At 50.3% G+C, this 21289-nt stretch carries 21 protein-coding genes and 1 pseudogene; 15 read left to right on the top strand and 7 right to left on the bottom strand.

The genetic code is table 11. The features are described from left to right. Nucleotides 1-10: 10 nt before the first annotated feature. The 7 genes from AC1MKH_RS23765 (at nucleotide 11) to AC1MKH_RS23735 (ending at nucleotide 6228) form a co-directional block, all read left to right on the top strand. Complete coding sequence (locus AC1MKH_RS23765; protein WP_276219113.1) at nucleotides 11-1015, top strand: glycosyltransferase family 8 protein; 1005 nt, start codon at nucleotides 11-13, stop codon at nucleotides 1013-1015. A gap of 64 nt (nucleotides 1016-1079) precedes the next feature. Beyond that, nucleotides 1080-2096, top strand: coding sequence for a lipopolysaccharide 3-alpha-galactosyltransferase (gene waaO, locus AC1MKH_RS23760; RefSeq protein ID WP_276219111.1), 1017 nt, complete (start codon nucleotides 1080-1082; stop codon nucleotides 2094-2096). Between the two features lie 19 nt (nucleotides 2097-2115). Beyond that, nucleotides 2116-3138 carry a glycosyltransferase family 8 protein gene (locus AC1MKH_RS23755; RefSeq protein ID WP_276219109.1) on the top strand — a complete coding sequence of 341 codons (1023 nt, stop codon included), beginning with the start codon at nucleotides 2116-2118 and terminating at the stop codon, nucleotides 3136-3138. 25 nt (nucleotides 3139-3163) lie between these two features. Continuing rightward, nucleotides 3164-3862 (top strand): lipopolysaccharide core heptose(II) kinase RfaY, encoded by a 699-nt coding sequence (gene rfaY / locus AC1MKH_RS23750; protein WP_276219107.1) that lies wholly within the window; start codon nucleotides 3164-3166, stop codon nucleotides 3860-3862. A 199-nt stretch (nucleotides 3863-4061) separates the two neighbouring features. Next, complete coding sequence (gene waaZ, locus AC1MKH_RS23745; protein ID WP_276219105.1) at nucleotides 4062-4913, top strand: 3-deoxy-D-manno-oct-2-ulosonate III transferase WaaZ; 852 nt, start codon at nucleotides 4062-4064, stop codon at nucleotides 4911-4913. Between the two features lie 49 nt (nucleotides 4914-4962). Then, the gene (locus AC1MKH_RS23740) at nucleotides 4963-6024 is read left to right on the top strand and encodes a glycosyltransferase family 9 protein (protein ID WP_276219103.1); all 1062 of its coding nucleotides are present in this window, start codon (nucleotides 4963-4965) and stop codon (nucleotides 6022-6024) included. Nucleotides 6025-6144: 120 nt separating this feature from the next. Beyond that, entirely contained in the window at nucleotides 6145-6228 is an 84-nt protein-coding gene (locus AC1MKH_RS23735; protein ID WP_442961887.1) for a hypothetical protein, read from the top strand. Nucleotides 6229-6332: 104 nt separating this feature from the next. Here the strand turns inward: AC1MKH_RS23735 and AC1MKH_RS23730 are convergent. The 4 genes and pseudogenes from AC1MKH_RS23730 to rfaD form a co-directional block, all read right to left on the bottom strand. Then, nucleotides 6333-6809 (bottom strand): annotated as a pseudogene (locus AC1MKH_RS23730) (O-antigen ligase family protein); the annotation flags it as partial. 537 nt (nucleotides 6810-7346) lie between these two features. After that, on the bottom strand, nucleotides 7347-8303 hold the full coding sequence (gene rfaC, locus AC1MKH_RS23725; RefSeq protein ID WP_276219098.1) for a lipopolysaccharide heptosyltransferase RfaC: 957 nt from the start codon (nucleotides 8301-8303) through the stop codon (nucleotides 7347-7349). Nucleotides 8304-8306: 3 nt separating this feature from the next. Beyond that, entirely contained in the window at nucleotides 8307-9353 is a 1047-nt protein-coding gene (rfaF, locus tag AC1MKH_RS23720; RefSeq protein ID WP_276219096.1) for an ADP-heptose--LPS heptosyltransferase RfaF, read from the bottom strand. A 2-nt stretch (nucleotides 9354-9355) separates the two neighbouring features. After that, on the bottom strand, nucleotides 9356-10288 hold the full coding sequence (gene rfaD, locus AC1MKH_RS23715; protein ID WP_231825916.1) for an ADP-glyceromanno-heptose 6-epimerase: 933 nt from the start codon (nucleotides 10286-10288) through the stop codon (nucleotides 9356-9358). 216 nt (nucleotides 10289-10504) lie between these two features. Between rfaD and kbl the strand changes: the two genes are divergently transcribed. The 3 genes from kbl (at nucleotide 10505) to AC1MKH_RS23700 (ending at nucleotide 14052) form a co-directional block, all read left to right on the top strand. Further along, entirely contained in the window at nucleotides 10505-11701 is a 1197-nt protein-coding gene (kbl, locus tag AC1MKH_RS23710; protein ID WP_276219094.1) for a glycine C-acetyltransferase, read from the top strand. A 9-nt stretch (nucleotides 11702-11710) separates the two neighbouring features. Beyond that, nucleotides 11711-12736, top strand: a complete 1026-nt coding sequence (tdh, locus tag AC1MKH_RS23705) for an L-threonine 3-dehydrogenase (RefSeq protein ID WP_276219092.1) — start codon at nucleotides 11711-11713, stop codon at nucleotides 12734-12736. 284 nt (nucleotides 12737-13020) lie between these two features. After that, nucleotides 13021-14052, top strand: a complete 1032-nt coding sequence (locus AC1MKH_RS23700; RefSeq protein WP_276219329.1) for a glycosyltransferase — start codon at nucleotides 13021-13023, stop codon at nucleotides 14050-14052. 56 nt (nucleotides 14053-14108) lie between these two features. Here the strand turns inward: AC1MKH_RS23700 and AC1MKH_RS23695 are convergent, their stop codons facing one another. Genes AC1MKH_RS23695 through gpmM form a run of 3 tightly spaced genes read right to left on the bottom strand, consistent with a single transcriptional unit; the run spans nucleotide 14109 to nucleotide 17872 of the window. Further along, nucleotides 14109-15041, bottom strand: a complete 933-nt coding sequence (locus tag AC1MKH_RS23695; protein WP_149463692.1) for a divergent polysaccharide deacetylase family protein — start codon at nucleotides 15039-15041, stop codon at nucleotides 14109-14111. A 2-nt stretch (nucleotides 15042-15043) separates the two neighbouring features. After that, nucleotides 15044-16315, bottom strand: coding sequence for a murein hydrolase activator EnvC (envC, locus tag AC1MKH_RS23690; protein WP_276219088.1), 1272 nt, complete (start codon nucleotides 16313-16315; stop codon nucleotides 15044-15046). A gap of 9 nt (nucleotides 16316-16324) precedes the next feature. After that, the gene (gene gpmM / locus AC1MKH_RS23685) at nucleotides 16325-17872 is read right to left on the bottom strand and encodes a 2,3-bisphosphoglycerate-independent phosphoglycerate mutase (protein WP_276219087.1); all 1548 of its coding nucleotides are present in this window, start codon (nucleotides 17870-17872) and stop codon (nucleotides 16325-16327) included. Between the two features lie 250 nt (nucleotides 17873-18122). On the opposite strand from gpmM, the gene AC1MKH_RS23680 reads away from it, so the two are divergent. From AC1MKH_RS23680 to cysE, 5 genes are all read left to right on the top strand, one after another. Further along, nucleotides 18123-18554 carry a rhodanese-like domain-containing protein gene (locus AC1MKH_RS23680; protein ID WP_015962490.1) on the top strand — a complete coding sequence of 144 codons (432 nt, stop codon included), beginning with the start codon at nucleotides 18123-18125 and terminating at the stop codon, nucleotides 18552-18554. Nucleotides 18555-18565: 11 nt separating this feature from the next. After that, a complete protein-coding gene (gene grxC / locus AC1MKH_RS23675; protein ID WP_015962491.1) occupies nucleotides 18566-18814 on the top strand; it encodes a glutaredoxin 3 in 249 nt (82 codons plus the stop codon). 87 nt (nucleotides 18815-18901) lie between these two features. Next, nucleotides 18902-19369: a protein-export chaperone SecB gene (gene secB, locus AC1MKH_RS23670; protein ID WP_041686358.1), complete on the top strand. Its 468-nt coding sequence runs from the start codon at nucleotides 18902-18904 to the stop codon at nucleotides 19367-19369. Next, the gene (gpsA, locus tag AC1MKH_RS23665; protein ID WP_327621826.1) at nucleotides 19369-20388 is read left to right on the top strand and encodes an NAD(P)H-dependent glycerol-3-phosphate dehydrogenase; all 1020 of its coding nucleotides are present in this window, start codon (nucleotides 19369-19371) and stop codon (nucleotides 20386-20388) included. Before secB ends, gpsA begins: the two co-directional genes overlap by 1 nt. A gap of 79 nt (nucleotides 20389-20467) precedes the next feature. Next, entirely contained in the window at nucleotides 20468-21289 is an 822-nt protein-coding gene (gene cysE / locus AC1MKH_RS23660) for a serine O-acetyltransferase (protein WP_015962494.1), read from the top strand.

Below are 21289 nucleotides of genomic sequence, written 5' to 3'. Positions count from 1 at the left end.
CAAGAAATTAATGATGAACCAAGAAATTAATACTGCAGCCTATCGTAATAACTTTGTCTCTCATCAGGAAGCACTATTTAGCAATGACAGTGAAATGGACAAGACATTGCATATCGCGCTATGTTTTGACCATAACTTTGCAATGCCTGCCGGTGTGGCTATATTTTCAATTATAGAAAATAACAAGAACACGAACTTACATTTTCATCTTATTACTACAGGCATTACTGATGCCGATGTAGATTCTTTTAAAAAGTTAAAAGTAAGTAATGTATCAATAACTGTTTATTATATTGATGATAATTTCAACATCAATTCTGATACATTAGTCTTAGGTATTCCATTATCAACATGTTTACGATTTTTAATTCCCGAGGTAATCGATAAAGAAATAGAATCGATTCTTTATCTTGATTGTGATGTGATTTGTCATGGTGATATATCGGGACTTATGCATGTTGATTTTGGCAATGCCATCGCCGCGGTGATTTCCGACTCACAGGAAATGAAAGATAGAGTCGAACAGCTCGGTTATAATGTTAACTTTCATTGTTACTTTAATGCCGGCGTTATGCTCATCAATACTGAAGCCTGGAGGGGTAGTGATATCACCGGGCAAGCGCTAACAATGATTAATAGTGGAAAGGTTTTTCGATATGCAGATCAGGATGTATTAAATATTCTATTAAATGACAAACTGCTTTACCTCGATGCAAAATATAATAATAAAGTAACGTTGAGTGTTAACGAAGATGTTGAGCAGAAAAATATAGATGGCACTCTGATTATGCATTATGTGACCCCAAGTAAACCATGGTATAAGATATTTCAAGCTAAACGCTTTGATTCCTATTTTAACAACTCTCCATGGTCTTTATGTAAACGATATCTATCACCTTCATACAGTGTGATTAGATTGAAAGCAAAGCATGAAGTATCTCAAGGGAACTATTTCGAAGGTCTGAAGTATTATATTTTATATATTGTCTCTAAGTTATCGAAACGTAAATTATAGAATTGCTCCGATGATAATTTTTATGTCAATAGATGATATTTCCACAGAATTGAATGAGTAATTAATGAGAACAACTTACTTCAATGAGAAAGACGTTATATTGTCAGTAAATGATTATAATTATTTATCTGATAATATTAGCGAAACTTTCAATATATCCTACGGGATTGATAAGAATTTTCTCTATGGTTGTGGTATTTCAATCGCATCTATCCTTGTAGCGAATCAGGGAACTAGTTTAACTTTTCATGTGTTCACTGATTTTTTGACAGAAGATGTTCGTAATAAATTCTCGAAACTTGCACAGAAATACTGTGCGCGCATAGTTATTTATCTGGTCAACTGTGATGCCCTGAAATCACTTCCGAGTACCAGGAACTGGACTTATGCGACTTATTTTCGCTTCATTATTGCTGACTATTTTGCAGGGAAAGCTAAAAAAGTCTTATACCTGGATGCGGATATCGGCTGCAAAGGAAGTATTAAAGAGCTTATCGATTTGCAGTTTACTGAAAATGAGATCGCGGCTGTAGTCATGGAAGGGAACACCGCCTGGTGGGGTAAGAGAGCGGAAACTCTGCATACACCAGGCCTGGCAGAAGGTTACTTCAATGCCGGTTTCCTGCTCATTAATATCGCAGCCTGGAATGCCGAAGAGATATCGAAGAAAGCCATTGAAATGCTGCGGGACCCGGAAGTTACCAGCAAGATAACGCACCTCGATCAGGATGTCCTGAACATGCTGTTGGTGGGTAAAGCGCGCTTTATCGATCCGAAGTTTAATACGCAGTACAGTCTCAACTATGAACTGAAAAAATCCGTTGTCAGGCCGGTGAATGATAAAACGGTGTTTATCCATTACATCGGCCCCACGAAACCGTGGCATCTCTGGGGAGACTATCCGGTTTCAGCCTGCTTCCTGAATGCAAAAGATCATTCACCGTGGAAGGATGATGCGCTGCTGGCACCGAAAACGGCGGCCCAATACCGATACTGTGCCAAACATCAGCTGCATCAGAAGCAATTCGTTAAAGGTATTTTGAGTTACGTTCTTTATTTTAAAAAGAAAATCACAAAATAAAATATATATAGGTGATGCTGTGAACTCACTTCCCGTAATTGAAATATCAGAATATAAAGTCTTTGATGATAGACCACATAGTGGTACTGATATTGATGCATTGAATATTGCTTATGGTGTAGACAGGAATTACCTCGACTGGGTGGGAATATCCATCACGTCAGTAGTCATTAATAACAGTATTGATATTAATTATCATATTGTGGCTGATGAATACAATGCCTCTTTCCTGGAAAATATTGAAGCCTTAGCAAAGAAATACAAACTAAAAATTAGTTTATATTTAATTAATGCCGATCGGCTGGACTGTTTACCAAGAACAAAAGTCTGGTCTCGCGCCATGTACTTCCGGCTGTTTGCGTTCCAACTCTTTAGCAACAAACTGGATAAACTGCTCTATCTGGACGCCGATGTCTTTTGCAAAGGGCGTCTGGATGAGCTGGCCGCGTGCGACCTGAATGGAACGATTGCAGCAGTCGTGAAAGATGTCGACTCGATGCAGAAAAAAGTGGTCGATCGGTTGAAAGACCCTGAGCTTCAGGGAAACTATTTTAACTCCGGTGTGGTTTATGCCAACTTGCAGGAGTGGGTGAAAAACGATTTAACTCACCGAATTCTGGCAATGCTGACGCATGAAAATCATGACAATATTGTCTATAAATACCCTGATCAGGATGTATTAAATATTTTGCTCAAAGGGAAAATAAAATTCCTGCCGAGGAAGTTTAATACTATTTATACAATAAAAAGTGAGCTAAAAGACAGAACACATCAAAAATATAAAGACACCATTTTTGATGAAACGGTACTTATCCATTATACCGGTGTCACCAAGCCGTGGCATAAGTGGGCTGTTTATCCATCTGTTCGTTATTACTTGCAGGCGCTGGCAGTGTCACCGTGGAAAGACCAGCCCCCTCGTGATGCACAGACTATTGTTGAATTGAAAAAACGCTATAAACATCTGCTTGTTCAACACAAATATTACTCCGGATTTGTTGCTGGCGTTTCCTATTTACTGAGAAAGCATTCCATTCGCTGAATATTTTATTAACTTTTGGTTTATTATGAGTATTAAACATCACATTAACGATTATGTCGTTTTCACGAAATCAGATGGTGAAAAATACATCGATGTGTTTAACGATTTTTTATCCTACAATATTAAGATTGTAAAAGTCTTCCGTAATATTGAGGATACTAAGGTTTTGTTGATCGATACCCAGTACGGGAAAATGATCTTAAAAATCTTTGCACCAAAAGTTAAGCAGAATGAACGTTTCCTCAAAGCGATGGTGAAGGGCGATTACTACGAGAAACTGTTCGAACAAACCGAGCGTGTCAGGAAAGAAGGCCTCGACTCAGTTAACGATTTCTATCTCCTGGCGGAGAAGAAAACGTTACGCTTTGCGCATTACTACATCATGCTGATTGAGTATATCGAAGGTGTTGAACTGGTTGATATTCCTGAAATAGACGATGAACTTAAACAAAAAATCAAAGCGTCAATTTCCGGGTTACATCAGCACGGTATGGTTTCTGGCGATCCACATAAAGGCAACTTTATCATTGAAGATGGCGTTGTCAGAATTATCGACTTATCGGGTAAATCGCCTTCGTCTATGCGCATGGCCAAGGACCGAATCGATCTTGAACGTCATTATGGTATTGTTAATGAGGTTAAAGATGCAGGTTACTATCGTCTGATTTTTAAAAAGAAATTTCGTAATTTTATTAGAAGACTTAAAGGGAAAGAAGTCCGGTAAAGTCTTTACTTATTATATGTGTCATCAATGATTTTAGAAATATACATACTGACAAATTATTAATGATACGGATATATATTCAACTGTGGACAAATCCTGGTTTTAATTGTATATGCTTTATACGTTTTTGTGGAGTTCATCGTAGTTTAAAGCTTGCTGCATTTGCCGGCGAAAAGTAGCCTATCTCTACAGGTTTTTTATGAAACACATTAAATATATTACACATGCTGATGTTCAGAGCCTGATTGAGCAGAAAACATCGGACGATGCGATCATTTTTCTGTCAGGCCCAACATCAAAGAAGACGCCACTTTCTATACTGGAAAGTAAAGATGTCATCACGGTAAATGGGTCTGCAGACTATTTACTCAGTCACAATATTGCGCCATTCATCTACATTTTGACGGATGCGCGTTTTTTGCATCAACGCCGTGACGATTTCTATCGTTTCAGCCGCGGTAGCCGCTTTACAATCGTAAATACGGATGTTTATGAAGAGGCCTCAGAAGAGGATAAAAAATATCTGCGTGAAAATTGCCATATCCTCAAAGCATTTTATAAGCGGGAGAAAGGCGGATTTGCCAAAAAAGTAAAGCTCGCGGTGCTGAGGCGTTTGTACCGCAATTTACTGATTAAGGTACCCTTTTCGAAGAGAGGACGTCTCGTCGGCTTTTGTAAGGATATTGCGATTGGCTACTGCTCGTGCCATACCGTAGCTTATACGGCGATTCAGATTGCTTACTCATTGTGCTATTCGCGGATTGTATGTTCCGGACTCGATCTTACCGGTACCTGTCAGCGTTTTTATGATGAAAGCAATAATCCGATGCCTTCTGAACTGAGTAAGGATCTGCATAAGATATTGCCGTTCTTTAAGTTTATGAGCCGTAATGTGCCTGATATGCGGATCTATAATCTGTCTGATGACACTGCAATCAGTTACGACATTATCCCTTTTATTGAAGTTTCAGAACTGGCCGATACTACGCCAAAAAAGATCGTGGATACTAAAAAAAAATTCACATCTGATGATGCGCGTGTTCACGCGTAAAAGCCATATCGAATAGTTTGATTAATTAGACCATGTGCTGGTAAAAAAGATGCGCCTTGGAACATTTCACAAGAAAAAAAGATTATTAATTAATAAAATTAAAATCAACTTTCTCTCTTTTCTTTTTAACCATAAAGGTGTGAATCTTTTACCTGCAGACTCTATCAAAAGCTGTTTGCTGATTCATGATAATAGTAAGCTTGGTGATCTGATTGTCTTAAGTGCCTTATATCGGGCGCTGGCTGAGCGAGGCATTAAGCTGTCTATTATCTCTTGTGGTGTCGGGCATGCATTTTTGAAAGCCAACCCAGGCATTACCCACTTCTTTATCAAAGATTCAAATAGTATCCCAGACGTTCTGAAGCTGCGCAGAGAGCTTGCACGGCATCAATTCGATGTTGTGCTGGACCCTTTTGAAACGCTGCCCAGCTTCGGCCATGCGCTGCTTCTGTCAGGGCTAAGAAATCATTATATCCTTGGCTTTGATAAGTGGTACAAGCGCTACTACTCCAGTTATCATCCGCATGATGAGCAGTTAACAGAGCACATGGCCACGCGGACGCGCGTTATCTGTGAGCATCTTTTTGGCGAAGGCGTTCAATACGATGAGCGTTATGATTTGCCGCTTCCCGCTGATGTGGAACAGCAGTTACAAGACTTTGTCGGCGATTCAAAGGTGGTGATTGTTAATCCCATCGGGGCAAAGAAAATTTGCCGAATGTCGACTCAGCAAATTCAGCTCATCGATAGCTGGTTAAAAGAGAATCATCCGGAGCTGCGAATTATTTATACGGGGCACCCAAAAGATCTCCCGCTGATCCCGATTAAGGATTTCGAGACGCTGCCGTTTAAAGATTTCATCCATGCCGTCGCACTGACTAAATATTGTCAGTACGTTATCTCCGTTGATACCGCCCTGGTCCATATTGCTTCTGCTTATGACCGGCCAACGCTGGCCTTCTACCCGAAAGCAAGGCATGAAGATTATCCGTCGCCGATCATTTGGGCACCGAATAATCTACGGGCGCAGCAGGTGATATCGCCGACCTGTAGCGCATACGATATCAAAGAGACTGTCTTGTTGGATGCTTTAAAACGGTTGTTCCAATAAAAAAGTGAGCCATTATGGCTCACTTTTTTTTGGCGATTTTATTCTTGTGGTCTGGCGGGTAATTCACGCTGGCTCTGGAAGAAGAGCAGTACCGTGGTGCCGCAGATAATAATTATTGGTATGCTTCGCGACCAGATCAGGACATCGCTTAATCCCAGGCCAATAATGGCCAGGGTAAATGCAAACAGACCGAGCGAACGGTAGTAGTAGACGGCATAGAATAACCCAGCATAGAACAGTAGCGTAGATAACACTCCCGCCAGCCCTTTTAACGATCCCGCCTCAATGAATTCATTATGTAAATGTACATTGAGGAAGGGCATTACACCCATCAGCGATTTATCCCTGGCAACTAACCCCTTCGCGCTCTGCGCACGTTCTTCAGCGCTTCGCCAGGCCAGCGGCGCATCTTCAAAAATATCAAACCCAACCTGATACATCGCCAGACGAGCGCCTAACGAAGACTGGCTGTTGTTTTTGGTCTGGTATTTCTCAATATCGTGCATTGCACTTTCATAGCGTTGAGAAATCGGCTTACTGAAGATAAAGCTCAGGACAACAAGTAAAGTGAGGAACGTTATCACCGATAAAAAGAGCTTTTTGGGTGCCTTACTCAAGTAGAGCACCAGCGTGATGGCGCATATAACCGGGAACAGCAGCACCGCAGAGCGAGTTTGCGTGAAGATCAGCGCAGTGAAGATTGCGGCAGTATTAAGCAGAAATAGCAGAGGATGGCTTTTCTCTACATAGAGAATAGATATCGCGCTGATAATGCCAATCAGCATGATGGAGTAGGCCGCACCCGTTGCCGTGCCGATACCGAAATCGATTCGCGCCATACCGGCATTAAATTTCAGCCAGGCGGCATAGCCAAAAATAATAAATGACACCGCGTAAAAGAGATAAAGCAGCGCATTTTTCTTAACTTTAAATTTTGATGTCGATGCCAGCAGAACAATAAATGTCCCGAACAGAAAGATTTTCGCGGTGTTCAGATAGCTGTGATACGTGGCCCGAAAGGGTGAGTTATCCACCTTGAACATGGAATACCAGATAACATCTACAATACCGATCAGTAAGATAGCGGCCGGAAGAATGCAGGCTTTGCCTGTTAGCGTGGCCGCTTTTCCCCTTGCGATTAACGTCAGTATGGCCAGAACCCCGGTAATATTAAATAACTTCATACTTAAGTTATTATTAATTAGTGCGGTAAGTAATGTCACAGCACAGAGTGTAAATGTGATGATTTCCAGGACAGAAGCGGTTTTTTGGGTATAACCCTTCCAGCCTGGTACGGTTGTAGAGGCTAACATACAGGTCCTTTATTTAAGGGCTGAGATCTCATGCCATACGGCATTTGCAGTCAGATGCGCTAAATCACGATCGGTAGAGCGGCACGCTACCTGGTTCTTCCCATAACCACCAATTAACCCAGGGTCCGTTGGGCCATACAACGTAATATTCGGTCGGTCCAGCGCCGCCGTTAAATGGCTAAGCCCGGTGTCCACCGAGACAACGTAGTTTGCGCCAGCCAGCACATGTGCGATGGCTTCGAGGCTCAGACGCGGCAGTACTTCGACATAATCAAATCCTTCCGCTAACCGCTTTGCCCGCGCTTCTTCGTGCGGTGCGCCCCACGGCAATTTCACCTTCAGCCCGCTCTCTTTCAGCAAGCCAATTAACTCTCGCCAGTGCGTTTCCGGCCAGTGTTTGTCATCACGCGTGGTGGCATGCAGGAATACGACGTAAGGCTCGGTCGCGGTTTGCGTCAGGAAGTGACGCGCAATCGCATAATCACCCTGGATTTGCGGTTTTGCATATCCCAAACTTTTTGCAAACAGTTCGCGTGTGCGTTCAACGGCATGCTGCTGTTTGGCGATATGGTGGCGACGGTTGTAGAACAGGCTTGCCAGCGGTTCGCGGGCGGTCTGCCAGTCCATGCCGTGCTTGATGCCGTGCGCCAACCGTGTGACGAGCGCGGCGCTTTTTACCAGCCCCTGCGCATCAATCACCGCATCGTATTTCACGGCCTGAAGCGCCTCGCGAAACGCTTTACGCTCGGCTTTAATCGGCGCGGAGAACCACGCTTTGCGCCAGCGACGAATGGCCACCGGGATAACGCGCTCGACGGCTTCGTGCCACGAAGGGATCTGCGCGAAACCTTCTTCAACCACCCAGTCGAAGCGAATGCCCGGAAATGCCTGCATGGCGTCAGTCAGTGCGGGTAATGTATGCAATACGTCGCCCATCGAGGAGGTTTTTACGATCAGTACCCGCATCCGTCAGGCTTCCTCGTCCAGCAGTAGGGCGTTCAGCTCTTCCAGCACACGGGCTGGCGTGATGTCGATCAGGCTTTGATGGTAGCCTTCTGCGGTATCGCCTTTGCGCACTTTGTGGTAGCCGGTAATCAGACGAATGACGCGTGCTTTGTTCGACAGCGGCGGGGTGAAATCCGGGCTGCTGGGGCCGTAAAGGGCAACCAGCGGACGGTTCAGGGCCGCGGCGACGTGCATTAAACCGGAGTCATTAGTGACTACCGCTTTGCAGGCGGCAATCAGGACCACAGCCTGCTCCAGCTGGGTTTCTCCGGCCAGGTTGCGGCACCACACCTGTTGTTCCGAACTCAGCGCGGCGAGAATTTCGTTGCCGGCTTCATGATCTTTCGCGGAGCCAAATAGAGCGATTTGATAGCCTTCGTCGATCAGCTGTTTCGCCAGCTCGGCATAATGATAGTGCGGCCAGCGTTTTGCCGGGCCGAACTCTGCGCCAGGGCAGAAGCCAATTATTGGGCGTTCAGAGGAGATAGTGAAGGTGTTGCACATCTGCGATTTCTCGCCTTCGGCAACATGCAACTGCGGCCACAGCAGCGGCTGCGGTAAATCTTTTGCGCAGCGCATTACGCCTTTATCAAAGGCCAGCGCCACATAGCGTTCGACCATCAGCGGCCAGGCGTTTTTATCCAGCACGCGGGCGTCGTTGAGCAGGCCGTAGCGCATTTCGCCACGCCAGCCTGTACGCAGCGGAATACCGGCAAAGAAGGGAACCAGTGCCGATTTAAACGAATTAGGCAGCACGTACGCACGGTCATAACGGCGGTCACGCAGGCTGTGACCCAGCCTGCGACGTTCGCCCAACTCCAGCGCTCCGTGCCCAAGCGGCATCGGGATCGCGTCGTTGACTTCCGGCATACGTGCTAAAAGCGGACGGCACCACGCGGGTGCCATCACGTCAATGATAGCCTGGGGATAGCGCGCCTTGAGCGTGCGATAGAGACTTTGCGACATCATCATGTCGCCTACCCATGACGGGCCAATCACCAAAATATTCATTGTTAAGCGTCGCGGTTCAACCAGGCCATATATTCCGCCACACCTTCAGCGACGGTTTTGAACGGCTTGTCGTAGCCAGCAGCACGCAGGTTTGTCAGGTCAGCCTGAGTAAATGCCTGGTAGCGACCTTTCAGTTTTTCCGGGAACGGAATGTATTCCAGCGTCCCTTTTTTGTGATACGCCAGCGCAGCATCCGCTACGGCCTGGAAGGATTCCGCGCGACCGGTCCCCAGGTTGTAAATACCGGATACACCGTTTTCCCAGAACCACAGGTTCACATCTGCCACGTCGCCCACGTAGACGAAATCGCGTTTGAAGCCATCGCTGCCTTCGAACAGTTTCGGGCTTTCGCCGTTGTTCAACTGGGTGTTGAGGTGGAATGCCACGCTCGCCATGCTGCCTTTATGGCCTTCGCGCGGGCCGTAGACGTTGAAGTAGCGGAAGCCGACAATCGGCGAGTTCGCTTCTGGCAGGATCTGACGGACATATTCGTCGAACAGGAATTTGGAGTAGCCGTAAACGTTCAGCGGTTTCTCATATTCGCGGGATTCGATGAAGTCGCTGGTGCGGCCGCCGTAGGTGGCTGCGGAGGAGGCGTACAGGAACGGAATTTCGCGCTCCAGGCAGTAGTGCAGCAGCTCTTTAGAGTACTGATAGTTGTTATCCATCATGTACTTGCCGTCCCACTCGGTGGTGGAGGAGCAGGCGCCTTCGTGGAAGATAGCTTCGATTTCACCGAACTCTTCACCCGCCATAATCTGGATCAGAAAGTCTTCTTTATCCATGTAGTCGGCGATATTCAGGTCGACCAGGTTTACGAACTTGGTGCCGTCTTTCAGGTTATCTACCACCAGAATGTCGGTGATGCCTTTGTCATTGAGCGCTTTAACGATGTTGCTGCCGATAAAGCCAGCGCCGCCGGTAACGATGATCATAACTGTAACCTTTGAAATGTGAGTACCCTGGACAATCCAGGGCGCTAATGACTCTTATCATAACATCACATCGACCCGCCTTCAGCCTTTCGCCATCAAAGCCCCGTGTGACGCGTGATTTATGCTACAAAAAATGTAACTGGTGCTGCGTCATCTCGTACATACGTATAGCTTTAGGTAATATGTGCCGACATTTGCCGAATCTGGAGAGTTGCAATGCGTGGTGATTTTTACAAACAGTTAGCCGGTGACCTGGATACCGCCCGCGCGGAAGGGTTGTTTAAAGAAGAGCGTATTATCACGTCAGCTCAGCAGGCGGATATCACCGTGGGCGATGGCAGCCACGTGATTAACTTCTGCGCCAATAACTATCTTGGGCTGGCGAACCATCCGGCGCTGATTGCCGCCGCGAAAGCGGGTCTCGACAGCCACGGTTTTGGTATGGCGTCTGTGCGCTTTATCTGCGGCACCCAGGATAACCACAAAGTGCTGGAGCAGAAATTGGCGGAATTCCTTGGTATGGAAGACGCAATTCTCTATTCCTCCTGCTTTGACGCCAATGGCGGCCTGTTTGAAACGCTGCTGGGGCCGGAAGATGCGATTATCTCCGACGCCCTGAACCACGCCTCCATCATTGACGGTGTGCGCCTGTGTAAAGCGAAGCGCTTCCGCTATGCCAACAACGACATGCAGGAACTGGAAGCGCGTCTGAAAGAGGCGCGTGACGCCGGGGCACGCCACGTACTGATTGCCACCGACGGCGTGTTCTCGATGGACGGCGTGATTGCCAACCTGAAAGGCGTCTGCGACCTGGCCGATAAGTACGATGCGCTGGTGATGGTCGATGACTCTCACGCCGTCGGTTTTGTCGGCGAAAACGGGCGTGGCTCCCATGAATATTGCGACGTGATGGGCCGTGTGGACATTATCACCGGCACGCTGGGCAAAGCGCTCGGCGGCGCATCCGGTGGTTACACTGCGGCACGCAAAGAAGTGGTTGAGTGGCTGCGCCAGCGCTCCCGCCCGTATCTGTTCTCCAACTCGCTGGCCCCGGCGATTGTCTCGGCTTCTATCAAAGTGCTGGAAATGGTTGCTTCCGGCGCTGAACTGCGCGATCGCCTGTGGTCTAACGCCCGCCTGTTCCGTGAAAAAATGAGCGCCGCAGGGTTTACTCTGGCGGGTGCCGATCACGCCATTATCCCGGTGATGCTGGGCGATGCGGTTGTGGCGCAGGATTTCGCCCGTCTGCTGCAAAAAGAGGGGATCTACGTGACCGGTTTCTTCTATCCGGTGGTGCCGAAAGGTCAGGCGCGCATTCGCACCCAGATGTCGGCGGCACACTCCCCTGAACAAATCGAACGTGCGGTGGAAGCCTTTATCCGCATTGGTAAACAACTGGGCGTGATTGCCTGAGGAAGCCAGATGAAAGCGTTGTCGAAACTGAAAGCGGAAGAGGGGATCTGGATGACCGACGTGCCGAAACCGGACGTGGGCCATAACGATCTGCTGATTAAAATCCGTAAAACGGCGATTTGCGGTACGGATGTGCACATTTATAACTGGGATGAATGGTCGCAGAAAACCATCCCGGTTCCGATGGTGGTCGGTCATGAATATGTCGGCGAAGTTGTCGGTATCGGCCAGGAAGTGAAAGGCTTTAAAATTGGCGACCGCGTTTCCGGTGAAGGCCATATTACCTGCGGCCACTGCCGTAACTGCCGTGGCGGCCGCACGCACCTGTGCCGCAACACTATTGGCGTGGGCGTGAATCGTCCGGGCTGCTTCGCGGAATATCTGGTGATCCCTGCGTTCAACGCCTTCAAAATCCCGGATAACATTTCCGATGATTTAGCCTCTATTTTTGACCCGTTTGGCAACGCGGTACACACGGCGCTCTCTTTCGACCTGGTCGGCGAAGATGTGCTGGTATCCGGAGCAGGCCCGATTGGCGTGATGGCGGCAGCGGTCGCGAAACACGTCGGCGCGCGTAATGTTGTTATCACTGATGTGAATGAATACCGTCTCGATCTGGCGCGTAAAATGGGCGTCACTCGCGCGGTAAACGTCTCCAAAGAGAGCCTGACCGACGTGATGGCTGAACTCGGTATGACTGAAGGCTTTGATGTCGGCCTGGAAATGTCTGGCGCGCCAGCGGCCTTCCGCACCATGCTCGACACCATGAACCACGGCGGGCGTATTGCGATGCTGGGTATTCCGCCGTCTGATATGTCGATCGACTGGACCAAAGTCATCTTCAAAGGGCTGTTTATCAAAGGGATTTATGGCCGCGAAATGTTCGAAACCTGGTACAAGATGGCGGCGCTCATTCAGTCTGGCCTGGATTTAACGCCGATTATCACCCACCACTACGGCATTGATGATTTCCAGAAAGGCTTCGACGCGATGCGTTCCGGCCAGTCAGGTAAAGTCATTCTGAGCTGGGATTAAGGCTCATCGCCTCATGTCTCTTCAGGCATGAGGCGTATTTCCTGAAGTTAATCTTAAAATTACCTGATATATGTAAAGCTTTGTCATTGTCATAAATGTTTCGTATTCGGGCGTTAGTCTTATTTCATTACAAATCCCTCTGTTGCACGCTAATTCCTGTTTATAAAAATAAAGTTCGCCGGATCGAAGGAATGACGCCGAAATATCTTTCGCCCTTAATTCATTCTTAAGGTGGGAAGGGTAAAACGTAACCTACACGTTAAGGTGATCAGGTAATGAAAAAGATGAATAGCCCAGGGACACTCAGTGTCATCATCCCACTTTATAACGCAGGCGATGCATTTAAAGCCTGTATGGAATCGCTGCTGGCGCAAACCAGGACGGCGCTGGAAATTATCATTGTGAATGACGGCTCTACGGATAATTCTGTCGATATCGCAACGTATTATGCCGAGAATTACCCACAGGTTCGTTTGGTTCATCAGGCCAACGCCGGGGCATCGGTTGCCCGAAATCGGGGTCTGGAGCTGGCACACGGTGAGTACATCGCGTTTGTGGATGCCGATGATATTACCTATCCACAACTGTATGAAACGCTGATGACCATGGCGTTGCAGGATAATCTCGATGTCGCCCAGTGTAATGCCGACTGGTGTGAACGCGAGACGGGCAAAACCTGGCAATCCATCCCGCAGGAACGCATCCGCTCAACCGGCGTGATGAGCGGCCCGGAGTGGCTGCGTATGGCGTTAGCCAGCCGTCGCTGGACGCACGTAGTCTGGATGGGCGTTTATCGTCATGAATTAATTAAGCAATGTAATCTGAAATTTGTACCGGGATTACACCATCAGGATATTCTCTGGTCGACGGAATTTATGTATAACGCCACGCGTGCGCGATATACCGAAGAATCGTTATATAAATATTTCCTGCATGATGTTTCGGTGAGCCGTAAAAAACGTACCGGGCGTAAAAACCTTTCCTATCAACGTCATTACATTAAAATTACCCGCCTGCTGGATAAATTAAATCGTGATTATGCGGATAAAATTAAGATGTATCCCGAGTTTTATCAGCAAATAACCTATGAAGCATTACGTGTTTGTCATGCGGTGCGTAAAGAGCACGATTCAATTACGCGTAAAATGATGATTGCTGAGATATTTGCGTCCGGAATGTATAAACGGATGGTGGCTAATGTACGTAGCCCGAAGATGGCGTATCAGGTGCTGCTGTGGTCGGTGCGGTTATACAGCTGGCAGGATCGCGATCTGGCGAGCCGCAGGCTGGCACGTAAGGCGCTTAGCCTGCGTTGATGTTCAGCGAGATCATTAGGCCCGGTAAGCGCAGCGCCACCGGGCATTTTCGCAGGTTACGGCTTATCCCAACCCTGCCACTGTAGCCGCAGGTACTGCATCACGGTACTGTTGCTAATGCTGTCGGCCATCACGGTAAAGAACTGGGTGGCATAAACCGGTTCCGGCGCTTTCTTCGTTTTACACAGCTTCACGCCGCGGAACGGATTGCGCGGTGCGTCTGGCGTTGTGCCTTTCGGTGGCGTCAGATTTGGCGTGGAGGTGTCCACCTGTGGTTCGTTAAGCAGATCGCTCGGGCGTACCAGGGTGATATCCGACGGCAATGTGGGCAGCATCTGCTGCAATACACGTACGGTCGACGGATGCGGGTGACCAATCGCAATCGCCGAACCATTACGGCGTGCCACTTCTACCGCCCGGTTAAACTGACGACGAATATCGGCTTCGTTCTGCGTATCGTCGAGGAACACTTTGCGTTTAATTACCTTCACGCCCGTGCCGCTGGCGGCGCGCATCGCCTGGCTGTTGCCAATGGTCATGCTATCGAGGAAATAAAGGTTATAACGGCTCAGCGCCTGCATCACTTTCTGCATGCCGAACAGGCTCGAGGTCATCGCGCTGCCCATATGGTTATTCAACCCCACGGCATACGGCACTTTGTTTACCGCTTCGCGAATGATGCGTTCGATTTCATCACTGCTCATTTCCGGGCGCAGCGTATCTCTTTCCAGCGGCTGCTTGCTGAGCGGCGCCATCGGCAGATGGATGAGCACTTCATGCCCGCTGTTATGCGCTTTGGTGGCCATTTCATGGGCATGGGGCGCATTGGGGAGAACGGCGACGGAGACGGCTGACGGCATCGCCAGCACCTGATTTTCGTTGTGCGGGCGATAGCCAAAATCATCAATGACAATCGCCAGCTTTCCCGCAAAGACTGGCGCCGCTAAGGTGAGGGCACCAAGAAGAAGGATCCTGCGAAATTGAAGCAAACTTATCTTCCCAACCACGGTAGTGGATTGACCGCCTGACCCTGGCGGCGAATTTCGAAATAGAGCGACGGTCGGCCCTGACCTCCGCTGTTACCAACCAGCGCAATCGGCTGTCCGGCGCGAACCTGCGTACCTACGCTGACCAGCGCACTCTGATTATAGCCGTAAAGACTCATATCGCCTTTCCCGTGCTCAACCACCACGACCAAACCGTAGCCCTGCAACCAGTCGGCGAGGATCACGCGGCCATCGGCGATGGCTTTAACCTCAGTACCTTCCGAGGCGCTAATGACCATCCCTTTCCAGCGAAGCTCACCCTGCAACTGTTCGCCATAGCGGTGCAGCGTAGAGCCGCGAACCGGCCAGTAGGCCTGACCGCGCGGTGTGCCGAGGCCACCGGTACGCGACATCAGCGAGCGTTCGCTTTCGGTAGGTTTGTAGGTTTTGCCTTTGCTGGTGGCTTCTTTCTGACGGTCGCGAACCGCATCGGCTTCACGGGCTTCACGTTCGGCGCGCGCTTTGGCAGCCGCCGCCGCGCGGGCGATGCTGTTACGCAGACGGGATTCGTTCGCACGCAGTTCGCTTAACTGCTGCTGGCCCTGCTGGATGGAAGACTCCAGCCCGGCGATGGTTTTCTGTCGTTCGCTGCGCGCCTGCTCAAGCTTCGCCTGCTGCGCTTTTTGTTCATACAGCAGGGTTTGCTGTTGGCTTTGTTTCTCTTCCAGCTCGGCTTTCTGCGCGGTGACCTGCTCGCGCGTCTGTTTCAGCTCGGCGATGGTTTCCTGGCGCGCCTGGTTGAGGTAGCCGAAGTAAGCCTGTAAGCGCTGGCCGCGCTGGCTCTCTTCGCCGCTGAGAATGAGCTGAATACCGGTGTGTTCACCCTGGCGGAACGCGGCATCGAGCTGAGCGGCAAGATTGCGCTCCTGCGTGGCGCGCTGCGCTTCCAGCTTCGCAATCGAGGCGTTCATTTCGTCGATTTGCTTATTGAGCTGCGTCAGCGTAGCTTGCGTTTCGCGAAGCTGACGCGCGGCGGCGGCGATGGCCTGATCCTGCGCTTTCAACTGGGCGAGCAGAGAGGAACGTTGCTGTTGTTGCTGGCGTACTGCGCGCTCTTTAGCGGCAATATCGGCCTGAATAGATTGCAGCTGTGTGCGATCGTCGGCGTGGGCAGATGACGCGCACAGCAATACGCCAGCGCTGAGTGCGCTGGCGTATAACGTGGACCGCAGCGTAACCACGGCCCCTTTAAGTACAAAAATCGCCTTTCCCCTCATGGGGAGGGATTATTCCACGATGAACAGCGGCTTACCAGTCATCTCTTGCGGGATTTCCATGCCCATCAGCGTCAGCATGGTCGGCGCGATATCGGAAAGCTTGCCGCCATCGACAGCTTTCAGATTTTTCTCGCCAACGTAGATCAGCGGAACCGGCAGGTTGGTGTGCGCGGTGTGTGCCTGACCGGTAGACGGGTCACGCATCTGTTCAGCGTTACCGTGGTCTGCGGTGATCAGCAGCTGGCCGCCAACGGATTCAACCGCTTTGGTGACCTGATCCACACAATTATCCAGTGCTTCAACGGCTTTGATTGCCGCATCCATCACGCCGGTGTGGCCAACCATGTCGCCGTTCGGGTAGTTACAGATGATGGTGTCGTATTTACCGCTCTTGATTGCCGCGACCAGTTTTTCGGTCAGCTCTTCGGAGCTCATTTCCGGCTGCAGATCGTAGGTCGCCACTTTCGGCGAGTTGATCAGAATGCGGTCTTCACCTTTGAACGGTTCTTCTACACCGCCGTTAAAGAAGAAGGTGACGTGTGCGTATTTCTCGGTTTCGGAGATGCGCAGCTGGGTTTTGTCGTTTTTCGCCATCCACTCGCCGAAGGTATTTGCCAGAGACGCCGGCGGGTAAGCGCACGGTGCTTTGATGTCGGCAGCGTATTCGGTCAGCTGGATGAAGTCGCCCAGTTTCACTTCTTTCTGACGTTTGAAACCGTCGAAATCAGCGTTTACGAAGGCGCGGGTGATTTCACGCGCACGGTCAGCACGGAAGTTCATGAAAATCAGCGCATCGCCATCTTCCATTGCGGCATCGGCCTGGCCTGCGGCACGGATAACGGTCGCTTTCACGAATTCATCGTTTTCATCACGCGCGTAGGCAGCCTGCAGGCCTTCTACTGCGGTGTCGAACTGGAACTCGCCTTTGGCCTGGGTCATCAGGTTGTAGGCTTGTTCAACGCGATCCCAACGGTTGTCGCGGTCCATGGCGTAGTAACGGCCAATGATGGACGCCACGCGGCCTTTGCCCAGCGCCGCAAATTTGTCTTCAAATTTTTTCAGTGAACCTTCAGCGCTGCGCGGCGGCGTATCGCGGCCATCCAGGAAAGCGTGCAGATAGATTTTTTCCGCACCGCGTTCAGCGGCCAGTTCAACCATCGCCAGGATGTGATCTTCGTGGCTGTGAACGCCGCCCGCAGAGAGCAGCCCCATGATGTGCACGGCTTTGCCTGCTTTCGCGGCTTTATCGACTGCGCCGCACAGAACCGGGTTAGCGAAGAAGGTGCGTTCTTTAATTTCCACGTCGAGACGGGTCAGGTCCTGATACACGATACGGCCTGCGCCCAGGTTAACGTGACCGACTTCGGAGTTGCCCATCTGGCGATCCGGCAGGCCAACTTCCAGACCGGATGCGTCGATCAGGGTGTGAGGACGTTTGGCCCACAGGGCGTCCATGACAGGGGTTTTTGCGCTGAAGATAGCGTTATCCTGGCTTTCTTCGCGATAGCCGTAGCCATCAAGGATTACCAGTACCATAGGTTTTTTAGAAACCGACATTGCGACAACCTCATGCTCGAAGGAGATAAAAAATTTTGCGTAATTTTACTACAGCTGAATCGATCAAACAGCCACTGAAGATCAAAAAAAGAGGAAGGATTAAGCAATGAAAGGGCGCTTTTGTGGCATTTTTTCCGGAGTACGCCGCAGAAAATGCATTACATCGCGCGGCCTGGCTGTATTTGCTCCACTGCACAGGTATACTCCTTCCCTGGTTTTTTAATCATTAAGTCGGGAGTCGTTACCCCCCATGCAAGAAATTATGCAATTTGTTAGCCGTCACCCTGTGCTGAGCATCGCATGGATCGCCTTACTGGTGGCCGTTCTGTTCACCACCTTCAAAGGCCTGGCGTCTAAAGTTAAAGTGATTACCCGTGGTGAAGCTACACGTCTTATCAACAAAGAAGACGCGGTGGTTGTCGACCTGCGTCAGCGCGATGATTTCCGTAAAGGCCACATCGCAGGCTCTATCAACCTGTTGCCGGCGGAAGTGAAAGCCAACAACGTGGGTGAGTTAGACAAGCACAAGAATAAGCCGGTGATCGTCACCGATGCTTCTGGCATGCAGGCTCAGGAATCAGCAAACGCGCTGCTCAAAGCGGGCTTTGAACAGGTTTATGTGCTGAAAGAAGGCATTGCAGGCTGGAGCGGCGAAAATCTTCCTTTAGTTCGCGGTAAGTAAGGATAATTGTCATGGCTACTATCGAAATCTATACCAAAGCGACCTGCCCGTTCTGCCATCGCGCAAAAGCATTGCTGAGCAGCAAAGGCGTGACCTTCCAGGAGCTGCCGATCGATGGCGACGCGGAAAAACGCGAAGAGATGATTAAGCGCAGTGGCCGCACGACGGTTCCGCAGATTTTTATTGATGCACAGCACATTGGCGGCTGTGATGACTTGTATGCGCTTGATGCACGTGGTGGACTTGATCCCCTGCTGTGATAACGCATTTGCGTGAGCGTCACGCCGACACGTATCGGCCTGAAGAATAACGCGTATTTTAAGGACAACACGAAAGGGTTTTTACACATGTCTGAGCAAAACAATACTGAAATGAATTTCCAGATCCAGCGTATCTACACCAAGGACGTATCTTTCGAAGCGCCAAATGCGCCGCACGTTTTCCAGAAAGATTGGCAACCAGAGGTTAAACTTGATCTTGATACGGCTTCCAACCAACTGGCGGAAGGCGTGTTTGAAGTGGTGCTGCGTGTCACCGTAACGGCGACGCTGGGCGAAGAAACGGGCTTCCTGTGTGAAGTTCAGCAGGGCGGTATTTTCTCCATCGAAGGTATCGAAGGTACTCAGATGGCGCACTGCCTGGGTGCATACTGCCCGAACATCCTGTTCCCGTATGCGCGTGAATGCATCACCAGCCTGGTTTCCCGTGGGACTTTCCCGCAGCTGAACCTTGCGCCGGTTAACTTTGATGCGCTGTTCATGAACTATTTGCAGCAGCAGTCCGGCGAAGGTGCAGAACAACATCAGGATGCCTGATGAACGCACTTAATGCTTCAATGACTGTGATCGGTGCCGGCTCGTACGGCACCGCTCTTGCCATCACACTGGCAAGAAACGGCCACCAGGTCGTACTCTGGGGCCACGATCCTGAACATATCGCGACCTTACAGCGTGACCGCTGCAACGTGGCGTTTCTTCCCGATGTTCCCTTCCCGGATTCTCTGCACCTCGAAAGCGATCTCGCGACGGCGCTGGCCGCCAGCCGCAATGTGCTGGTGGTGGTGCCGAGTCACGTCTTCGGCCTGGTGCTGCGCCACATGAAACCGCTGATGCGCAGCGATGCGCGCGTGGTGTGGGCGACGAAAGGGCTGGAAGCGGAAACGGGGCGTCTGTTGCAGGATGTGGCGCGAGAAGCCCTTGGCGATGATATCCCGCTGGCGGTTATCTCCGGGCCGACGTTTGCCAAAGAGCTGGCGGCAGGCTTGCCGACCGCGATCTCCCTGGCATCAACCGACCCGGTCTTTGCCGACGATTTACAGCAACTGCTGCACTGCGGCAAAAGCTTCCGCGTTTACAGCAACCCTGATTTTATCGGCGTGCAGCTGGGCGGCGCGGTGAAGAACGTCATTGCCATTGGCGCGGGTATCTCCGACGGTATCGGTTTTGGCGCAAATGCCCGTACGGCGCTGATCACCCGTGGCCTGACCGAAATGTCACGTCTGGGGGCGGCACTGGGCGCCGATCCGGTCACCTTTATGGGGATGGCGGGGCTGGGCGATCTGGTGCTGACCTGTACTGACAACCAGTCGCGTAACCGACGTTTCGGCATGGCGCTCGGCCAGGGTGCAGACGTTCAGGATGCGCAGGATAAAATCGGCCAGGTGGTCGAAGGTTACCGTAATACCAAAGAAGTTCGCGAATTGGCGCACCGTGTGGGTGTCGAAATGCCAATAACCGAGGAAATTTATCAGGTATTATATTGCGGAAAAAGCGCGCGCGAGGCAGCATTGACGTTATTAGGTCGTGCTCGCAAGGACGAACGCAGCGGCAAGTAAATACAGGAAACCTTTGTCACCTCAAATGACCCGGCCGGCACAGAACTGGCCGGTCATTCATCATCGTCTGGAGTATGCAATGTCGTGTGAAGAACTGGAGATTGTCTGGAACAACATTAAAGCTGAAGCCCGGGCACTGGCCGATTGTGAGCCGATGCTGGCCAGCTTTTATCACGCGACGCTACTCAAGCATGAAAATCTCGGCAGCGCCCTCAGCTACATGTTAGCCAATAAACTGGCGTCGCCGATTATGCCTGCCATCGCTATCCGTGAAGTGGTAGAAGAAGCCTACGCGGCTGACCCGGAAATGATCGCCTCTGCGGCCTGTGATATTCAGGCGGTGCGCACGCGTGACCCTGCGGTTGATAAATACTCCACGCCGCTGCTCTACCTGAAAGGCTTCCACGCGTTGCAGGCCTACCGTATTGGCCACTGGCTGTGGTTGCAGGGGCGTCGCGCTCTGGCGATTTTCCTGCAAAATCAGGTCTCTGTGACGTTCCAGGTCGATATCCACCCGGCCGCGAAAATCGGTCGTGGTATCATGCTCGACCACGCCACCGGGATCGTCGTGGGTGAAACGGCGGTGATTGAGAACGACGTCTCGATTCTGCAATCGGTCACCCTTGGCGGTACCGGGAAAACCAGCGGCGATCGTCATCCGAAAATCCGCGAAGGCGTGATGATTGGCGCGGGGGCGAAAATCCTCGGCAATATTGAAGTCGGGCGCGGCGCGAAAATTGGCGCAGGCTCTGTGGTTCTGCAACCCGTGCCACCGCACACGACCGCCGCAGGCGTACCGGCACGTATTGTCGGTAAGCCAGACAGCGATAAGCCGTCGATGGATATGGACCAGCACTTCAACGGCATTCACCATACGTTTGAGTATGGCGACGGGATTTAA

The organism is Pseudocitrobacter sp. CD920760 (assembly GCF_057782505.1).
This window is presented reverse-complemented; position numbering and strand designations above follow the sequence as displayed.